The organism is Peribacillus saganii, assembly GCF_003429095.1.
In the GTDB taxonomy this organism is placed as follows: domain Bacteria; phylum Bacillota; class Bacilli; order Bacillales; family DSM-1321; genus Peribacillus; species Peribacillus saganii.
The window spans coordinates 1-18,524 of the sequence record NZ_QVTE01000058.1 but is presented as its reverse complement, the minus strand read 5'-3'; the positions used below and the strand labels follow the sequence as shown (position 1 = coordinate 18,524).

Here is an 18,524-nt window from a genome sequence, read left to right as displayed (position 1 = left end):
TGCAAACCGTATTGTTTGGGAACCCCAACAAATATTATAGAGCCATTTTTTAGAATGCAAAAAACCAGCCTCCGATTGGAAACTGGTTTGGTATGGTATAAGTATATAGCCGCATTTGCCGTATTTCGTCTAAGAAAGTTTTAAACCACCACTCCTCAAAGTGGGTGTTCGCAGAAACGCTCCTGCCTGTCCTCCTTGTCGTATAGACGGAGGCTTGTCATTCCGGTTTCAATAATAAAACTCCCTATTACAGCTTAAAGGTTAAAACTTTATTATCAATACGAACAATGCAGCTTGTAGTATTATATTAACGTAATTGTTGATAAAAATCAATGGAAGTTGCTGGCTAATTTATAAAGCCGCGTTTGCCGTAATCAATAAGAAAGTTTTAAACCACCACTCCTCAAAGTGGGTGTTCGCTCAAAATGTCCTGCCTGTCCTCCTTGTCATATAGACAGAGGCTTGTCATTCCAGTTTTGAAAATAAAACTCCCTATTACAGCTTAAAGGTTAAAACTTTATTATAACCACGAACAGCGCAGCTTGTATTAATATAATACATCGAAATGTACCTAATCACAATGGTAAGTACTGGTGTTCTAGGCACACATAGCTAAGCTATGCACCGGCCTCCAGAATTACTTCATCCATTCAGTATGGAACACGCCTTCTTTGTCGAGCCTCTCATAAGTGTGGGCGCCGAAATAGTCGCGCTGTGCCTGAATCAGGTTTGCTGGCAGTGTTTCGGTTCTGTAGCTGTCAAAGTATGCTAGGGCAGCTGCAAAGCATGGCACCGGAATTCCATTGGCAACCGCTGCAGAGATAACTTCACGCAGGGATGATTGATAGTTTTCCACGATGTTCTTAAAGTACTCATCGAGCAGGAGATTATTCAGATTTGGCTGCTTATCATAAGCATCCTTGATCTTTTGCAGGAACTGGGCGCGGATAATGCAGCCGCCACGGAAGATCATCGCAATCTCACCGTATTGTAAATCCCAATTATACTCCTCTGATGCTGCCTTCATTTGGGCAAACCCTTGTGCATAAGATACGATTTTACTCATATACAGCGCACGTCGGATGCTTTCAATAAATGCCTTTTTATCTCCTGAGATTGGCTGTGCTTCAGGCCCGCTAAGCACCTTGCTCGCAGCAACACGCTCTTCTTTAATGGCAGAAATAAAACGGGCAAATACTGATTCTGTAATAACCGGAAGCGAAACACCAAGGTCAAGCGCGCTCTGGCTGGTCCACTTGCCTGTACCCTTTTGGCCAGCTTTATCCAAGATAACATCTACCATTGGCTTGCCAGTTTCTTCATCATATTTTTTAAAGATATCAGCTGTAATTTCAATCAGGTAGCTGTCAAGCTCACCTTTATTCCACTCAGAGAACACTTCATGCAGCTCTTCAGCTGAAAGGCCAAGAAGGTTCTTCAGCAAAAAGTATGATTCTGAAATAAGCTGCATATCGCCGTATTCAATTCCATTGTGAACCATTTTCACATAGTGGCCAGCACCATTTGGCCCGATGTATGTACAGCAAGGCTCACCATTTACTTTCGCAGAAATATCTTTCAGAATTGGAGCGACCAATTCGTATGCCTCTTTTTGTCCGCCAGGCATAATGGAAGGGCCTGTTAATGCTCCCTCTTCCCCGCCTGATACGCCAGTTCCGATGAAATTTAGTCCAAGACTGCTCAGCTCTTCATTTCTGCGCTGTGTATCTTTAAAGAAGGTGTTTCCGCCGTCGATGACAATGTCGCCCTCTTCCAGAAGCGGTTTTAATTGTTCAATAGTAGCGTCTGTGGCGCTGCCGGCTTTTACCATCAGCAATACTTTTCGCGGTTTTTCCAGAGATTCTACAAACTCTTCCATTGTGTATGTAGGCAATACATTTTTTCCTTCGGCTTCTCTCATCATTTCATCCGTCTTTTCACGAGAACGGTTATATACAGAAATGGAATAGCCTCTGCTTTCAATGTTAAAAGCAAGATTTTTCCCCATTACGGCTAGTCCAATAACACCAATTTGCTGCTTTGACATATGTGAACGTCCCTTCTTTTATGTAGTTATTTTTTTTAGAACCATTTAAATTTAGCAATTTTCGGCCAGGCATGCAACTCTAAGGCACAGCTCTCCTTATTTTGTGCGTAAACAAGGATAACAACCGCGAAAATTACTCTTTTGAATCTTTAAGCCGAAAATTATCGAATAAATCTTTGTTAAAGGAAGTATCTGTTCCAATTGACTGCTGTTCCAGCGCAGGGGGTATTGAACCTTTTTTAATGATACTGCTGCCATATTTGCTTTGGAGCTTCTGCATCGCTTCGTATAATGGCTCTTTTGCAGCATCCTGGTGATAGGAGAATAAATCTAGCTGCTTAAAGGCAGCATCCTTTTCAACCACATCAAATGCCGTTACGCCAAGCAGCCTGACTCCTTCTCCGTTCCAATTTTTTTTGAATAGCTCCACAGCTAGTGAATGGATGTCCGCTTTCTCAAAAAAAGGATTATCCGTTTTTCGGCTCCTTGTAATGGTACTTCGGTCTTTATAACGGATCGTCACTCCGATTTTTTGGCCAACAAGCATTTTATTTTTTAAGCGGATAGCCACTTTCTCTGAAAGTTTTTCAAGAATCCCGATCAATTCTTTTTGGTTAGTGCTGTCGTGCGGCAATGTAGTGGAATTGCCGACACTTTTATAATCGAATATAGATTCTGGGTCTACTGGCCTTCGATCATTGCCGGATGCTCTATCCTTAAGCTTTGCTCCATTAATGCCTAACAGATTTTTCAAGGCAATGTCATTTGCTGAGGACAGGTCGCCAATCGTTATGATGCCAATGCTGTTCAGCTTCTGTTCAGTTCTCTTTCCAATACCGTGCATTTCGCCAACTGGAAGCGGCCAAAGCTTAACAGAAACATCCCGTTTTCTGAGAATGGTAATGCCCATTGGCTTCTTCATGTCCGAGGCAGTTTTTGCAAGGAATTTATTTGGAGCAATTCCAATGCTGCATGGTAAATCCATTGTTTCCATGATCCGTTTCTGTATATCATTTGCAATCTCAATAGGGGAACCCAAGGCACTGCTTTCTGTTATATCCAGATAACCTTCATCAATCGACACTGGCTCAACAAGTTCGGTGTATTGCCGAAGCAGGTCAAAAATAGAAAGCGAAGCACGCCTGTATCTCTCAAAATTAGGTCTTCGGATTATGAGCTGAGGACAGAGCTTTTTCGCTTCCCAAATTGGCATTGTCGTCTTGACTCCGAATTTCCTTGCTTCATAACTGCAGGTAACAATGATGCCGCGCCGCTCCTCCACATTTCCTGCAATCGCAAGCGGTTTACCCTTTAGTTCACGATCATAGGCCATTTCCACAGAAGCATAAAAACTATTCATATCGACGTGAAGGATAACCCTCCCGTTCTTTGGATACATCACATTCACGCCTTTCACTCCTTTTAGCCTTTGCTTATATTGTAGCACTAATCACATATAAATGCCTGTGAGCACAAACTGTACACACAAATACCCTGTCACCAAAATACATGACAGGGGCTCTGGTTTATGTACTTTATTTTCCCATCCAATCAAGATGATTGCTGACGAGTGTTTGCTCAACTGTATATTTAACGAAAGTATATGGGTTTTAACGGCAGGTTTTTCAAAAGAAAGAATAGCACCAATTGGGAGAGAATGTTCCCTTTTTACTCCCCTGATACTTCTTTAATGATCTCGACTACCATTTCACCAAGCTTCACAAGTTCTTCCACAGGCATTTTTTCATTTGTCGTATGGATGTCTTCATAGCCGACAGAAAGATTGACTGTTGGAATTCCAAAACCCGCAATAACGTTGGCATCGCTTCCGCCACCGCTTTGCTGCAGCTCACAAGGACGTCCGATTTTCTCCGCAGCTTTTCTTGCAACTTCAACTACATGGTCACCTTCAGCAAATTTAAAACCTGGATACATGATAGTGATATCCACTTCCGCACGGCCGCCCATTTCTTCAGCAGCTGATTGGAAAGCTTCCTTCATTTTTTCCACTTGCTGTTCCATTTTTTCAGGAACAAGTGAACGCGCCTCAGCCAATATTTCTACATAGTCGCAGACAATGTTTGTCTGGGTTCCGCCCTGAAAACGTCCGATATTAGCAGTTGTTTCTTCGTCAATCCGGCCAAGCGGCATTCTGGCAATTGCTTTTGCTGCCAATGTAATTGCGGAGATTCCCTTCTCAGGAGCAACCCCAGCATGAGCAGTCTTTCCATATATGGTAGCCAAAACCTTTGCCTGGGTAGGAGCCGCTACGACAATATTTCCTACTTTTCCGTCACTATCAAGTGCATAGCCGTATGCAGCCTTCACCAATGATCGGTCAAGCGCTTTCGCTCCAACCAATCCTGACTCCTCGCCAACAGTAATAATGAATTGGATCATGCCATGGGCAACTTTTTGCTCTTTTAAAACGCGTATGGTTTCAAGCATTACGGCCAGGCCTGCTTTATCATCGGCTCCCAGTATAGTTGTACCATCCGTAATGACGTATCCGTCTTTAACTTCAGGTTTAATTCCTTTCCCGGGTACAACCGTGTCCATATGGGAAGTGAAATAAATGGTATCTACGCCTTCTTTTGTTCCATTCAGTGTGCAAATCAGGTTGCCTGCTCCATGGCCGGTCTGTGCTGTTGTGTCATCTTCAAAAACATCAACACCAAGGGAAGAAAACTTTTCCTTCAAAACTTTACAAATTTCAGCCTCGAATTTTGTTTCAGAATCAATTTGGACTAACTCCAAAAATTCGTTTAATAAACGCTCTTGATTAATCATTTCAACAAACCTCCATATGTATGCTCAATTGTAAGTATACTCCTTAAAAAGTAGTGGCGGCAAATATGTTTATGGTACTCACTAAGCGAATAACAACTGCACGAGTTTTAAAAAACCCCTGCTAAATCGGCAGGTTTTCTAAAGCAAATCTCCCCGTAAAAAACGGGCAGCACCCATTAGGAATTTCAGCTGCCCTTTTTGAATTAAAACGTTTTCCCAATAAAATTAACTAATAACGCTGTCTATAAAGGAATGTTTCCATGCTTTTTATACGGCCTTGTTTCTTTTTTGTTCCGCAGCATTTCCAGCGCCTGGATGATCTTAATTCGAGTTTCACGCGGATCAATTACATCATCAACCATTCCCTGGCTTGCTGCTACATATGGATTGGCGAATTTCTCACGGTACTCTTCAATCTTCTGTGCCCGTGTTTGTTCCGGATCTTCACTATTTTGGATTTCCCTTGCGAAAATAATATTCGCTGCCCCCTGCGGCCCCATAACGGCAATTTCCGCGTTCGGCCAGGCAAATACAAGATCTGCACCGATCGATTTACTATTTAAGGCAACATAGGCTCCGCCGTATGCTTTGCGCAAAATCACGGTAAGCTTTGGAACGGTTGCCTCCGAGTAGGCGTAAAGAATTTTTGCGCCATGCCTTATAATGCCGCCATGTTCCTGTTTAACACCCGGGAAAAACCCTGTCACATCTTCAAAGGTAATAATCGGAATATTAAAAGAATCACAGAATCGAATGAATCTCGCCGCCTTGTCTGACGAATCTATATCAAGGCCGCCCGCCATGAATTTTGGCTGATTGCACACAAGACCAACCGCTTCCCCTTTTATCCTGGCAAGCCCGATCACAATATTGCGGGCAAAGTCCTTTTGAACCTCCATGAATGAACCGCTATCTACCACCTCTTTTATTACGGTACGAACATCATATGGACGGATAGCATCAAATGGTATCAGATCAGTAAGGTTTGCCCTGTAATCATCTTCTGAATCGCTTTCGTTCCTTGGCGGCTTCTCCTCATTATTTTGCGGTAAATAACTGAGGAGATTTCTGACCATCAGGATTACTTCCTCCTCTGTTTGCGCCTTAAAGTGAGCATTGCCGCTAATGCTGTTATGTACATCTGCCCCGCCAAGATCCTCAGAGCTGATTTTCTCTCCAGTAACCGTTTCAATTACTTTTGGTCCGGTAATAAACATCTGGCTTGTTTTTTCAACCATAAAAACAAAATCTGTAATTGCCGGTGAATATACTGCCCCGCCTGCACAAGGCCCCATAATGACCGAAATTTGCGGGATTACACCTGAATAAATCGCATTGCGGTAAAAAATGTGGCCATATCCGTCAAGAGACACTACCCCTTCCTGGATACGGGCCCCGCCGGAATCATTTAAACCAATAAACGGCGCGCCATTCTTTGCTGCCAAATCCATCACATTAGCGATTTTTTTTGCGTGCATCTCGCCAAGCGCTCCACCAAAAACGGTAAAATCCTGTGAAAATAAATAGATATCCCTGCCATTTACCTTTCCGTACCCAGTCACTACTCCATCCCCGGGTCCTTTAACAGCATGCAGGCCGAAATCATGGGAACGGTGCTGGATAAATGGGTTCAGTTCAACGAATGTACCGGGGTCAACCAGCAGTTCAATACGTTCACGAGCCGTCAGCTTCCCCTTTTCATGCTGTTTTTCAATCCGTTCATCTCCTCCACCCAATTCCACTTCCCTTCTGCGATCATATAGCTCATTTATTTTTTCATAGATGTCAGTCATTGATGGTCCTCCTCATGTTCTGGTTTTTCACAAAACTCATATAAAACTCCACCCGTCGATTTTGGGTGGATAAATGCCACCTGTGCACCATGTGCACCCGGTTTGGCAGTATTGTTAATCATAGTGATCCCCTTTTCTTTTACTTCCCTTATCCGCTCCCCAATATCTGTTACCCCAAGTGCGATATGGTGAATCCCCTCACCGCGTTTTTCGATAAACTTAGAAATGGGGCTCGAGCTATAAAGCGCTTCCAATAATTCGATCCTAGTATTGCCCGCGGATAAAAAAGCAACCCGAACTCCCTGGCTTTCTACCGTTTCAATTCCCTCTAGCTCCATCTTTAATATACCGATATAAAGTGCCATTGCCTCATCCAGCGACTTAACCGCGATACCGATATGATCAATTTTTGTGACCATTGCCTATCCTCCATCAAAGTTACGTAATATATATTAATTCTTCAAAAACCTTTAAAACCCTTCCTTTGCGTACCCTATTTTACAAGAGATAGTCCTTGTTTTTTTAGAGAATTCCGCGTTAAAATAGAACTAATTCAAAAGCTCTGTAAGGGGAGAGACTGATGCAAAATAGAAATATCAGAAAAATTATCGTATATATCATGCTCATTTCCATGCTGCTTACCAGCCTTCTTTCTGGTGTCGCATTCCTTTTTTGATTTGATTTTAAATTAAACCAAAGACCTTGCCGAAAATTCGGCAAGGTCTTTTTGGTAAGAAAAGCGTAAGGCCTAAGTCAGCGCCGCCAAGCATAAGACGAGTGCTGACAGAAGGCGCTTCTTGCTTCCGAAGCGATTGGCTTATGACCAGGGTTGCGATGGCACTTGATCGCAACACAGGGTTGTGACAGCCTTTGGTCACAACATTCGAGGGGCTGGACGATGAAGCTTGACATCTGTAATTGTAAAAAATATTTATACATTTCCACCTGAACAATTATACAGCTGAACAGTGGCAGCTCCTTATCTTTAATGATTTATACAAGATGAGATCACTATTTAATTGCTCTATTTTCCTTCCCTAATTGAAGAAAGCTCTTTGATGAAGTAGTTACAAGGATCTTTGTTCCAATCGGTACCCTTTGATATAGCTTCTCTACATCCTCTTTTTTCAGCCTGATACAGCCCTGAGAAACATATTTGCCCACTGTCCAAGGCTGATTTGTTCCATGAACACCGTAAATCCTGCCGTCGGTACCTTTAGCATCAAACCCAATCCAGCGTGTCCCAAGCGGGTTTCTTGGATCCCCGCCAGGAATATCCTTCTTTCGGTAATATGGATTTACAGCTTTTACTTTGACAGTAAATAGCCCTTCAGGTGTTAACTCATTGCTTTTTCCAGTGCCAGCAGGAACAATAAATTGAACTTTATTGTCATCGATAAATGCAAGTTTATTGTTCGCCTTGTTAACAATGATAAAAGGATCTCCAGGTGCAGGATTTCTATTAAGATCAAACGGCCATAAAGGGGAGAACATGGTGAGCGCAAGAAGAACATGAAAAAATTTCATAGTAATTCCCTTCCTAAGCTTTTTGCTTAGTTTTCACAGGGCTTTTCCTTTTCATTCCTACTCTTGAAACAGGGAATGGCTTAGACGAATTTTTAATGTTCAGGTACTCCTCAATTTCTTTCATAAGCTGAACAAGCGCTGCCCTGGATTCAAATTCTTCTCGTGTTTTTGGCAGGGCCATAAATTGAAACTCCACTCTCATTTCATTGAGCTGTTTTAAATAAATGTGAGCAGTATTATGAGGGTGAACATTGTTGCTTATCTCTTCAAGAAAATCGGCAATCATGCCGCTTTGTTTAACAATTGACGGTATCGAAGTAACTAGCTGGAGGATCCGCTCCAGAATTTCAAATTGCTTTTCTCTCATTCTAAAATAATGATAATAATCATCTTCATTCCTGAGAAAGTGGTTTTCTACATCGCGGAGCGCCATCGACTTTGCCTCGCCAATCAGCTTGCTGGCCTCGGTTATTTCCTTCCCGCCCCAGCTGCTGTCGTTCATTTTTAAGTAAACAACTATTTCTTTTAAAATAATCTCGAACTTTTTCTCAATTTCCTCTTGAAACCGGCTAAGTTCAATTTCAACGCTTGGCATATATAAATTCATGATCAGGGCAACCCCGATTCCTACAATAATTAGGGCCGTTTCATTAATAAATAACTCAAGGGTAACATTTCCAGCTGAGTAAAAATGCAGGATGATGACGCTGCTTGTGACGATACCGTCCTTTATTTTCGCAGCAACAGTGACAGGTATAAATAATAGCAGCAAGATTCCAATGACCGCTGGATGAAAAGCGATTCCCTCAAAAAATATAGCAGATAAGCCCATTGCAATCATGCAGGCCGCAAAACGGTTCCACGAAGCCCTTAAAGACTGCTTTTTCGTTACTTGGATGCAAAGGATGGCAATAATGCCCGCAGCTGTAAAACTATTCAGCCCCATCCATTGCGCGATTGTTATGGCAGCCGCCGTGCCAATTGCAGTTTTAATCGTTCTATAGCCAATTTTAAACAATACAGCAGCCTCCATGTTTTATAATGACTATATTTTAAACGTTTTTGGAGAATTTATCTAAAGAAAAGTTAAGCGCCTTGTTTAGAGGAAGCAAGTCTAAAGACACTGCATCCTGTGCCCAGCGTCAAGGTCCGCACATCCTCACAAAAATAGTTTGTTTCATGCAATATACCGATGGAGTTCTGTCCTTGTCATAAGCGCAGGGCTTTATGTTTACTTCAGTAAAAGAAATTGCTTTATTTTACTTCGTAAAAAAAGTCGCTGAGCGCTAACTAGCCAATTTTACATAAATTCTGGATAGCTGTGTTTACTATCTTAAGAAAAATGAAGAGGAATATTACAAAAAAAGAAACTGACCACTAAAAGCGGCCAGTCCCAGATACGAAGTATCATCTATAGCATTTTTTCTAAAAATTCCTTTGCACGCTTGCTTTTTGGTGCAGAAAAGAATTCTTCCGGGGTTGTATCTTCAACAAGAATTCCTCCATCCAAGAACATTACCCTGTCTGCAACTTCACGTGCAAATCCCATTTCGTGGGTCACGATAGCCATTGTAATTCCTGTATGGGCAAGCGACTTCATGACATCAAGTACCTCTTTTACCATTTCCGGGTCCAATGCAGAGGTTGGCTCATCAAACAGGATTATATCGGGATTCATTGCAAGTGCCCGTGAAATCGCTACACGCTGCTTCTGGCCTCCTGATAGCCGGTTTGGATATTCGTTTGCTTTTTCGGTTAGCCCTACCTTGCCAAGCAGCTCCATAGCCTGCTTCTCAGCCTCAGCTTTAGATAGTCCTTTAACCTTTATCGGGGCATAAGTCAGGTTCTCCAAAACTGTTTTATGCGGGAACAAATGAAAGTGCTGAAATACCATACCAACGCTCTGGCGAATCTTCATAATATTTGTTTTCTTATCTGTAATGTCCTGATCCTTAATCAGAATTTTCCCTTCAGTTGGCTGTTCAAGCAGGTTCATGCACCTAAGGAAGGTAGATTTCCCAGAACCTGAAGGACCGATGATGGCGACTACTTCACCTTCTTTAATAGTAGTGCTGATGCCCTTTAAAACTTCTAGTTTACCAAATGATTTATGAAGATTATCTATTTTAATCACTTCGTCTCATTCTCCTTTCAATAGCTTTGCCAAGCAGGGTCAGTACCATCACCATGATGTAGTAGATCAGACCCGCAAATAAAATTGGTTCGAAGAATTTATAAGTTTCCCCGCCGACAATATAGGAACGGCGCATGATGTCTGTAATTCCGATTACGGTTACGATTGCAGATTCTTTCGTTAAGGTGATAAACTCATTAACCAATGCCGGCAGGATATTTTTCATTGCCTGCGGCAGGATGATATCCCACATGGAGCGCGCATATGGCACTCCCAGCGCCATTGCTGCTTCATTTTGGCCCTTATCAATCGCTAGAATCCCGGCACGGATGACTTCAGAAATATAAGCCGCAGAATTCAGCCCAAATGATAGGAAAGCTGCAGTAACAGCTTCTATTTGAATACCGAAAATTTGCGGGGAGCCGTAATAGATCAGCATAAGCTGAAGAACAAGCGGTGTACCTCGGAATATTGAAGTATAAACATCAGCAATCCAATTTAACAGCTTAATACGGGTAATTTTAAATAATGCCAGAATGATACCAAGCGAAAACCCAAGCAGTGCTGCGGCTGCCACAATTTTTAGCGTAATGGGGATCCCCTCAAGGATATACGGAAGAGAATCCGCGATCCGTCCAAATTCAAGATTCATGTCTTCATTCCTCTCATAATGTCATATAGCGGAAAAAAACGTTCAAAAAGGAACACCTTTCTGAACGTTTTTCCATTATTGTTCTCCGCCGAACCATTTAACTACTAGCTTTTCCAGTTCACCGTTTTCTTTCATTGCATTCAATTCTTTATTAAAGTCTTCTGTTAATTTGCTTCCTTTTGCAAATGCAATGGCAGATCCTGCTTCTTCACTGCCTTCATTAATTACATGACCTGCAAGGTCTTTGTTTTCTTTTAAATACCCTTTTGCTACTGTATCTTCAATAATAGCAGCGTCAAAACGGCCAGCATTCAATTCCTGTACAATTTCCGGAATACGGTTACGATTTTCGATTTTCATCTCAATCTTGCTCTTTTCAACCATTTCCTTTGCCAGACCTTCCTGGATGGAAGCCATCTGAACACCAACAGTCTTTCCTTTCAAATCTTCAGGCTTTTCAATGCCGCTATCTTTCTTTGTTACTATCATATGATGTGCTGTATAGTAGATATCGCTGAAATCAACAGTCTTTTTGCGCTCTTCCGTTGGAGTCATGCCAGAAAGAACGAAATCAACCTGCTTTGACTCAATAGCAGGGATTAAGCCACCGAAATCAATGTCCTTTACTTCAACCTCATAGCCAAGCTTGCCAGCGATCGCTTTTGCAAGATCAATGTCAAATCCGATAATTTCATCGCTTTTAGCTGTTTCTACATATTCAAACGGCGGATAGTCAGCAGAAGTACCCATTGTCAAAACTTTCTTTTCGCTTTCTTCTCCTGCTCCATTCGTTGCTTCTTCTTTTTCTGATGTACCGCATGCTGCCAGAATTCCAGCCAGCAAAATACTAGTTAAAAGGATTGATAGCCATTTTTTCATATTATTTTCCTCCAATAATTCTATGAATATTTGATACTTTATTATAAAAAGATTTTACGATAAACTTCAACAACCAAATCTTTGAATAACCATGCAATAAAATGTATTTTAACACATATTAACCATTATGCAATATTTTTATAAAAATAATTTGTAGAATAAATGAATTCTACCATGTTATATCTCTATAATTTTTTAACTGAGTTACATAATATTACTTTTTAATAAATGGTTCCGTTGAATTTTCCTGTTGAAAAGATGATTTTAAATGCCCATAGAAAAAAGCCTTGCCGCGTTTGCAGCAAAGGCTTAAAAGTGATCTGATAAATGAACCGTTTTTTTAAATTTCCTCACAATATTGGTCAAAATAAGTCTGAAGCTTATTGATGACACTCATCGGCTCATGGCCTTCGATTTCATGCCTTTCCACCATCGTGATGAACTTTCCATCTTTCAGCAATGCAAAAGAAGGGGATGATGGAGGATATCCTTCAAAATAACGGCGTGCCTTTTCTGTTGCTTCCTTATCTTGTCCGGCAAATACGGTAACAAGGTTGTCAGGGCGCTTATCATAATGCACAGAATGAGCAGCAGCAGGACGGGCGATCCCTCCGGCACAGCCGCATACTGAATTGATCATAACCAGTGTCGTACCTTTTTTGGCAAATGCCTCATCTACTTCTTCAGGAGTTGTTAACTCTGTATAGCCGGCTGCTGTAATTTCCTGGCGCGCCTGACGTACAACATCATTCATTAGAAAATTAAAATCCATGTTCATACTGGTACCCCTTTCATTAATATAATCCATTCCATGATATCACATGCAAGTAACTGCATAAAGAAATAGCAAGGGAAGTTTAATCTGTTAAATAGCAGGGTATGATATAACTACATCAAGATCCATACCCCCTAACTCCCTAGACTTGGATAGCAGTTACTGCTATCCTCTTTCTTTTTGCATAGTTTATCATACCTCATTGAAAAGTTTGACTGCAAGATAGCGGCTCATTTAAAAATTGCCGGAAACAGAGAGATCTGAAATCCGGTTGGATACAGCCTGTTAATTATCTGTTCGAATGCTTTCAAAAAATACATTAAATACTTGAGTTACAGCGTTGGAAACCGTCTCTTTGCCCGACATCACCCGGTTTTCCAACTCCGGCAGCAGCAGCTGAACGTTTTCATTACGGTAAAACATCTTCTGGAGCTGTTCATCTATAAGGGTATGCATCCATTCTTTTTGCTGAAGTCTCCTTCGAAGCTGGAATACGCCGGTTTCATTTGTTATTTTCCTGAATTCCTGAATAATATTCCAGGTCATATCAATGCCTTCTTTCGTGATGGAAGAGCAGGTAATGGCCCTGGATGACCAGCCCTTAGTGGCCGGCTGAAGAAAATGAAGAATCTGGTTGTATTCCTGCTTCGTTTTCATGGCAAGACGCTTATTATCACCATCTGCTTTATTTACAACAATGACATCTGTGAGCTCAAGGATGCCCTTTTTCATCCCCTGGAGTTCATCACCGGCACCTGTTAGGACCAGCAGCATAAAGAAGTCAACCATTCCCCTGACGATTGCTTCACTTTGGCCTACTCCCACTGTCTCAATGATAACGACATCAAAACCGGCGGCTTCACAAAGGAGCATTGTCTCCCTTGTTTTCCTATGTACCCCCCCAAGTGTCCCTTCGGAAGGAGAAGGCCTTATAAACGCCAGCGGGTTTTTGGCCAGTTCCTCCATCCGTGTTTTATCACCCAGTATGCTACCGCCTCCAATAGATGAACTGGGGTCTATTGCCAGTACAGCAACTTTATGGCCTAGGCTGCATAAAAAAGTGCCGAACGCTTCAATAAATGTGCTTTTACCGGCACCTGGGACACCTGAAACCCCAATTCTAACCGATTTTCCGGTTTCATTCATAATAGATTGGAGCAGCGACTGAGCCTGCCCAAAATGCCGGACCGCATTGCTCTCTACCAAAGTAATTGACCGGGCGAGCATTGCACGCTCACCTTTCAGCAGTCCTTCACGAAGTTTGGCAATGTCAGTCACTGATTGATTTTTCTTAATGAATCTGCCGCTTTCAGGCCTCTCCTGTTTTGGAATTTCCTGCCCGAGTCCTGGCCTGATAGTAGACGCAAAACCATTTTCCTGCCCGCCTGAGGCCCATTCAGGCTTTTTATTGCCGCTCATTAAATGACACTTCCTCATATCCCAGACGCTTATAAATTTCTTTGATAATGATTTTTGCAGATTTTGGAATGACCGTTCCTGGTCCAAAAATAGCAGCCGCCCCATTTCCCATCAGGTAATCATAATCCTGGACCGGTACCACTCCGCCCACAATTACCGCGATGTCTTCACGGCCAAGCTTTCGCAATTCCTCAATTAGCTGTGGGAGCAGTGTTTTATGCCCTCCAGCGAGCGAGCTCATTCCGACAACATGAACATCATTTTCCACTGCCTGGCGTGCTGTTTCTTCCGGAGTTTGAAACAGCGGGCCGATATCTACGTCAAAGCCCAAATCGGCATAGGCTGTAGATACAACCTTAGCTCCCCTGTCGTGGCCATCCTGGCCCATTTTGGCCATCAGGATTCTAGGACGGCGTCCTTCATTTTCAAGAAATTCTTCTGTCATTTTTTTCACTTCATCTATTTCAGCGGTTTCGCTGTATGACGAGCTGTAAACTCCGCTAATTGAACGGATGGTCGCTTTATGGCGGCCTGCCGCTTCCTCTACAGCATCCGAAATTTCTCCGAGTGTTGCCCTTGCCCTTGCTGCATGGACTGAAAGCTCCAACAGATTCCCGTCACCAGTTGTGGCCGCAGCTGTTATTGCTTTCAATGCATCGATTACCTTTTCCATATCCCGGCCAGCTTTCAATTCTTTAAGCTTGTTCAGCTGGCTCTCGCGAACAGCTGTATTATCAATTTCCAGGATTTCAATCGGGTCCTCTTTTTCAAGCCTGTATTTGTTCACGCCAACGATTATCTCACGGCCTGAGTCGATTTGCGCCTGGCGCTTTGCTGCTGCTTCTTCAATTCTCATTTTCGGGAGACCGGTTTCAATTGCCTTTGCCATTCCGCCAAGATTTTCAATTTCCTCAATATGGGACCAGGCGCGGTTAATCAGTTCATTTGTGAGCGCCTCCACATAAAAAGAACCGCCCCATGGGTCAATCACTTTGGTAATATTCGTTTCCTCTTGAAGGTATAGCTGAGTATTCCTCGCAATCCTTGCTGAAAAATCTGTTGGCAATGCGATTGCTTCGTCAAGCGCGTTCGTATGTAGCGACTGAGTGTGCCCCATCGCTGCCGCATGAGCCTCGAGGAGCGTCCTGACAACATTATTAAACGGATCCTGCTCTGAAAGGCTCCAACCTGATGTCTGTGAATGGGTCCTTAACGCCATTGACTTTGTGCTCTTCGGTTCAAATTGTTTCATCAGCTTTGACCAGAGAAAACGTCCAGCCCTCATTTTAGCTACTTCCATAAAATAATTCATCCCGACAGCCCAAAAGAACGAAAGGCGCGGAGCAAACTTGTCGACGTCTATGCCTGCTTTCAAGCCTGTGCGCACATATTCGACTCCATCAGCCAGTGTATAGGCCAGCTCGATATCTGCAGGGGCGCCAGCTTCCTGCATATGATATCCTGAAATACTGATGCTGTTGAATTTAGGCATATATTTCGATGTATATTCAAAGATATCTGCAATGATTTTCATCGACATTTCAGGCGGATAAATATAAGTGTTTCGAACCATATACTCCTTTAAAATATCATTCTGGATAGTTCCTGAAAGCTGGTCCTGAGTCACGCCCTGTTCTTCTGCTGTGACGATAAAAAAGGCCATAATCGGAAGCACTGCCCCATTCATCGTCATGGATACTGACATTTTATCAAGAGGAATTCCTTCAAAGAGCCGCTTCATATCAAGAATTGAATCGATAGCCACTCCTGCTTTTCCAACATCACCTACCACGCGCGGGTGGTCTGAATCATAGCCCCGGTGGGTTGCAAGGTCGAAGGCAACGGAAAGTCCCTTCTGCCCCATAGCAAGATTTCTGCGGTAAAATGCGTTTGATTCCTCTGCTGTGGAAAATCCGGCATATTGTCTTACAGTCCAAGGACGGTTTACATACATGGCTGGATAAGGCCCTCTTGTAAACGGAGCGATGCCTGGTAGCCCTTGATTATGTTCATAGCTTCCATCTGAGTTTGTATACAGTGGCTTCAGGTTAATCATTTCATTTGTTTCATATAACAGATCATCAATTTGGGCGGAAACGGCTTGTTCCGCCTGTTTTTTCCATACTTCAAAACTTACTGTATTTGTCTTTTTTATCCTTACTTTTTGAAAATCGGGTTTTTTCACAGACTATTCACCCCTTCAGCTTGGTGCAGTTTATCCAGAAAGGTGATTGGATTAGTTCTGGCATGAACGAAATCACTGAGCCCTGCTTCCCTAAGCTTTTTTGCCTGCTCCTCTGGGAGCTTGCCGGCCAGATACAAATCCACATTGCCGAAACGGTGCTTTAATTTGGAAACAAATTCTTGTGCGATCACTTCATAATCGCCGTCACTGCCACAAAGGCAAAAATGAGCCAATCCAGAACTTTCAATAAACTTTACCGCATCTGCTATAGATTGGCAGCCATCGCTCTGGGTCACAATGATCCCTCCCGATGCAAGGAATCCGCTAATAAAATCAGCTCTCGGTTTATAGGATTTTATATCCCTGAGATTGATTATGCCAACCTTAAGGGTCTGGCCATTTGAATGCTTATATTTTTCAGAGCGGATGCGCATCATTTCAAATTGGGATGACAGCCGTTCCGCATTTACATGCTGTATTGATTCTGATGGAAATGCTTGTTCAACTAAGCTTCTGTAATTTTGAAGTGAGGAGGTTGAAAACACTTCAACCAACCGATCCCAATTAAGTCTTAAATCGTCGGGTGCCGCAGTATTTCTTATTATTGGCAGTTCTTTTTCCAGAGAAACCCCACTTTCCTCTGCAGGATCTGCATAAACGTTCGTTCCGACAATACTGCTTTTCCTAATAGCGGCATCCATTTGTTTTTTACTGAAAACCTGACGTATATCTTCCTGGATGGACCCTTCCTTTAGGAGTTTAAGTATTCCGTTCTTCTCCTCAATTTCCAAAAATTTTTCCCATGACTTTTCTGTAAGCTCGTCAGTCAGCGCCTCGATATACCATGAACCTCCTGCCGGATCTGCAACCGCAGTTATATGGGTTTCTTCCCTTAATATAAGCTGTGTATTCCCCGCCAGCCGGGCCGCTAGTTCCCCGTTCAGTTCTGAAGCAGCATCAAAAGGGCGCACTGTTAAGTATTGGACTCCGCCTATGGCAGCAGCAAAGGCTTGGTTTGTGGATCGCAGTATATTTACATGTTTATCGTACACTGTTTCGGTGAAGCTCGAAGTTTCAGCATGTATATGCATTTTAAACGAATCCCTGGAAGCCCCATAAGCGTGAGCAAGGTGCGCCCAAAGTCTTCTGGCAGCCCTCAATTTCGCAATATTCATAAAGAAGTTAGAGTCAATTCCAAATGAAAAGACCATTTTTTCAGCAATTGTTCCTGGATCCAAACCATTTTTTGAACCTTCTTGAATGTAGTGGACAGCAGCAGAAAGGGCATATGCAAGCTCTTGGACAGCAGTGGCGCCACTATTATGGAAAACGGATCCTTTAACAAGGATGGTTTTAACTTTTGGAAGCAGTTCTTCTGCTCTCTTCAATCCCTCAAACCACATGGTAAAAAATCCATCAATATCAGCAGGAAGTTTTCCTTCTTTGCTCCATTCAGAAATAGGATCCTCACCGATAACACCAGCAAGGCTGGCAGAATTGAGGCCGACAGCTTTACAATGATTCCTAAGCATAGCTAAAAAAGCCTTTTGGTTGCCCTGAAGGTCTAAAAAAAATGGAATCTCTTCTGCATTTATGCCTTCCAGAACTGTTCTTAACGAAGCTGTATCTAAACCCAGTAAAGCATCAGAATCGAAAACAACGGCATTTTGTCCCCGTGACAATGCCTTTTTTAAATTCTCATTAACCTGTTCGGCGGTTTTTCCTGAAACCGGCTGGCACATTAGCCATGGCATTTCTTTATATCCAGTGTGATTTATTCCTCTTGTATAAGGAAACTCCCCTGGAAATTCTTCAGATTCGTCTGATCCTTTTAAACTCCCGGGAGTATAAATAGGCTGAAGTTCAATACCTTCGTATGTATGGGTGATTAAACTTTCAAAGCTTTTTCCCTTAAGGCTGGCTTCTGTCTGCGCCTTCCATTCCTCATAGGAAGGAACCTGAAAGCTTTGGTTCTTTACGTTCTCAAGCATTGTAATCGCTTTCTTTAATGCCGTCTGTGTTTTACGATGTTGCTTCCAAAGGCAGCCGACTGACCGCTCACACGGCACTAAATGAGAAGCTTCCTCCCTCCAAACGTTTTCTTGCAACAATGATCTGTTCTTAATATTTATTCTAGATAATAGCCGCGATTCCTGCAATGAAAACAGTTGTTAAGCAAAACATCAAAAAAGTCCCGTTTATTCTGGACTTTTGGGTTTCTGAATTTAGAAAGTATAACTTTTTTAACAAGTAGAGATCCCTAGCTCCAGCGCCCAGCCCCTCGAATGTTGTGACCAAAGCCCGTCACAACCCTGGTCATAAT

The 18,524-nt window shown here is 42.6% G+C and carries 15 protein-coding genes and 2 other RNA genes; 1 reads left to right on the top strand and 16 read right to left on the bottom strand.

Annotated features, from left to right (window positions below):
- Positions 1 to 102 precede the first annotated feature (102 nt).
- The 7 genes from ssrS (D0469_RS19155) to mce form a co-directional block, all read right to left on the bottom strand.
- A non-coding RNA gene (gene ssrS / locus D0469_RS19155) (6S RNA) lies at positions 103 to 299 on the bottom strand.
- Between the two features lie 53 nt (positions 300 to 352).
- Positions 353 to 547: non-coding RNA, 6S RNA (gene ssrS / locus D0469_RS19150), on the bottom strand.
- A gap of 90 nt (positions 548 to 637) precedes the next feature.
- The gene (gene gndA, locus D0469_RS19145; RefSeq protein ID WP_117328339.1) at positions 638 to 2,047 is read right to left on the bottom strand and encodes an NADP-dependent phosphogluconate dehydrogenase; all 1,410 of its coding nucleotides are present in this window, start codon (positions 2,045 to 2,047) and stop codon (positions 638 to 640) included.
- A 133-nt stretch (positions 2,048 to 2,180) separates the two neighbouring features.
- Positions 2,181 to 3,455, bottom strand: coding sequence for a DNA polymerase IV (locus D0469_RS19140; protein WP_117328338.1), 1,275 nt, complete (start codon positions 3,453 to 3,455; stop codon positions 2,181 to 2,183).
- Between the two features lie 260 nt (positions 3,456 to 3,715).
- Positions 3,716 to 4,837, bottom strand: a complete 1,122-nt coding sequence (locus D0469_RS19135) for a tripeptidase T (RefSeq protein ID WP_117328337.1) — start codon at positions 4,835 to 4,837, stop codon at positions 3,716 to 3,718.
- Positions 4,838 to 5,079: 242 nt separating this feature from the next.
- Complete coding sequence (locus D0469_RS19130; RefSeq protein WP_117328336.1) at positions 5,080 to 6,630, bottom strand: acyl-CoA carboxylase subunit beta; 1,551 nt, start codon at positions 6,628 to 6,630, stop codon at positions 5,080 to 5,082.
- Positions 6,627 to 7,049 (bottom strand): methylmalonyl-CoA epimerase, encoded by a 423-nt coding sequence (mce, locus tag D0469_RS19125; RefSeq protein ID WP_117328335.1) that lies wholly within the window; start codon positions 7,047 to 7,049, stop codon positions 6,627 to 6,629. Before mce ends, D0469_RS19130 begins: the two co-directional genes overlap by 4 nt.
- A 161-nt stretch (positions 7,050 to 7,210) precedes the next feature.
- On the opposite strand from mce, the gene prli42 reads away from it, so the two are divergent.
- Positions 7,211 to 7,306 (top strand): stressosome-associated protein Prli42, encoded by a 96-nt coding sequence (gene prli42 / locus D0469_RS21235; RefSeq protein WP_158553590.1) that lies wholly within the window; start codon positions 7,211 to 7,213, stop codon positions 7,304 to 7,306.
- A 335-nt stretch (positions 7,307 to 7,641) separates the two neighbouring features.
- Here the strand turns inward: prli42 and D0469_RS19120 are convergent, their stop codons facing one another.
- The 9 genes from D0469_RS19120 to D0469_RS19080 all read right to left on the bottom strand — a co-directional run bounded on the left by D0469_RS19120 (position 7,642) and on the right by D0469_RS19080 (position 18,270).
- On the bottom strand, positions 7,642 to 8,157 hold the full coding sequence (locus D0469_RS19120; protein WP_117328334.1) for a L,D-transpeptidase: 516 nt from the start codon (positions 8,155 to 8,157) through the stop codon (positions 7,642 to 7,644).
- A gap of 13 nt (positions 8,158 to 8,170) precedes the next feature.
- Positions 8,171 to 9,175 (bottom strand): aromatic acid exporter family protein, encoded by a 1,005-nt coding sequence (locus tag D0469_RS19115; RefSeq protein ID WP_199478578.1) that lies wholly within the window; start codon positions 9,173 to 9,175, stop codon positions 8,171 to 8,173.
- 393 nt (positions 9,176 to 9,568) lie between these two features.
- Entirely contained in the window at positions 9,569 to 10,291 is a 723-nt protein-coding gene (locus tag D0469_RS19110) for an amino acid ABC transporter ATP-binding protein (RefSeq protein WP_117328332.1), read from the bottom strand.
- Positions 10,284 to 10,943 carry an amino acid ABC transporter permease gene (locus D0469_RS19105; RefSeq protein ID WP_117328331.1) on the bottom strand — a complete coding sequence of 220 codons (660 nt, stop codon included), beginning with the start codon at positions 10,941 to 10,943 and terminating at the stop codon, positions 10,284 to 10,286. Before D0469_RS19105 ends, D0469_RS19110 begins: the two co-directional genes overlap by 8 nt.
- 75 nt (positions 10,944 to 11,018) lie before the next feature.
- A complete protein-coding gene (locus D0469_RS19100) occupies positions 11,019 to 11,822 on the bottom strand; it encodes a transporter substrate-binding domain-containing protein (RefSeq protein ID WP_117328330.1) in 804 nt (267 codons plus the stop codon).
- A 340-nt stretch (positions 11,823 to 12,162) separates the two neighbouring features.
- On the bottom strand, positions 12,163 to 12,600 hold the full coding sequence (locus tag D0469_RS19095; protein WP_117328329.1) for a BrxA/BrxB family bacilliredoxin: 438 nt from the start codon (positions 12,598 to 12,600) through the stop codon (positions 12,163 to 12,165).
- 282 nt (positions 12,601 to 12,882) lie between these two features.
- Positions 12,883 to 14,016: a methylmalonyl Co-A mutase-associated GTPase MeaB gene (meaB, locus tag D0469_RS19090; RefSeq protein WP_117328328.1), complete on the bottom strand. Its 1,134-nt coding sequence runs from the start codon at positions 14,014 to 14,016 to the stop codon at positions 12,883 to 12,885.
- Positions 14,003 to 16,171 carry a methylmalonyl-CoA mutase gene (gene scpA, locus D0469_RS19085; RefSeq protein ID WP_407675756.1) on the bottom strand — a complete coding sequence of 723 codons (2,169 nt, stop codon included), beginning with the start codon at positions 16,169 to 16,171 and terminating at the stop codon, positions 14,003 to 14,005. The genes meaB and scpA overlap by 14 nt, the downstream gene beginning before the upstream one ends.
- Positions 16,172 to 16,197: 26 nt before the next feature.
- Positions 16,198 to 18,270 (bottom strand): methylmalonyl-CoA mutase family protein, encoded by a 2,073-nt coding sequence (locus tag D0469_RS19080; protein WP_117328326.1) that lies wholly within the window; start codon positions 18,268 to 18,270, stop codon positions 16,198 to 16,200.
- Between the last annotated feature and the right edge of the window lie 254 nt (positions 18,271 to 18,524).

Excerpts from the sequence above, each read along its gene's own strand:
- gndA (WP_117328339.1), bottom strand. The coding sequence starts at position 2,047 with ATGTCAAAGCAGCAAATTGGTGTTATTGGACTAGCCGTAATGGGGAAA.
- D0469_RS19135 (WP_117328337.1), bottom strand. The coding sequence starts at position 4,837 with ATGATTAATCAAGAGCGTTTATTAAACGAATTTTTGGAGTTAGTCCAA.
- D0469_RS19130 (WP_117328336.1), bottom strand. The coding sequence starts at position 6,630 with ATGACTGACATCTATGAAAAAATAAATGAGCTATATGATCGCAGAAGG.
- mce (WP_117328335.1), bottom strand. The coding sequence starts at position 7,049 with ATGGTCACAAAAATTGATCATATCGGTATCGCGGTTAAGTCGCTGGAT.
- prli42 (WP_158553590.1), top strand. The coding sequence starts at position 7,211 with ATGCAAAATAGAAATATCAGAAAAATTATCGTATATATCATGCTCATT.
- D0469_RS19120 (WP_117328334.1), bottom strand. The coding sequence starts at position 8,157 with ATGAAATTTTTTCATGTTCTTCTTGCGCTCACCATGTTCTCCCCTTTA.
- D0469_RS19105 (WP_117328331.1), bottom strand. The coding sequence starts at position 10,943 with ATGAATCTTGAATTTGGACGGATCGCGGATTCTCTTCCGTATATCCTT.
- D0469_RS19100 (WP_117328330.1), bottom strand. The coding sequence starts at position 11,822 with ATGAAAAAATGGCTATCAATCCTTTTAACTAGTATTTTGCTGGCTGGA.
- D0469_RS19095 (WP_117328329.1), bottom strand. The coding sequence starts at position 12,600 with ATGAACATGGATTTTAATTTTCTAATGAATGATGTTGTACGTCAGGCG.
- meaB (WP_117328328.1), bottom strand. The coding sequence starts at position 14,016 with ATGAGCGGCAATAAAAAGCCTGAATGGGCCTCAGGCGGGCAGGAAAAT.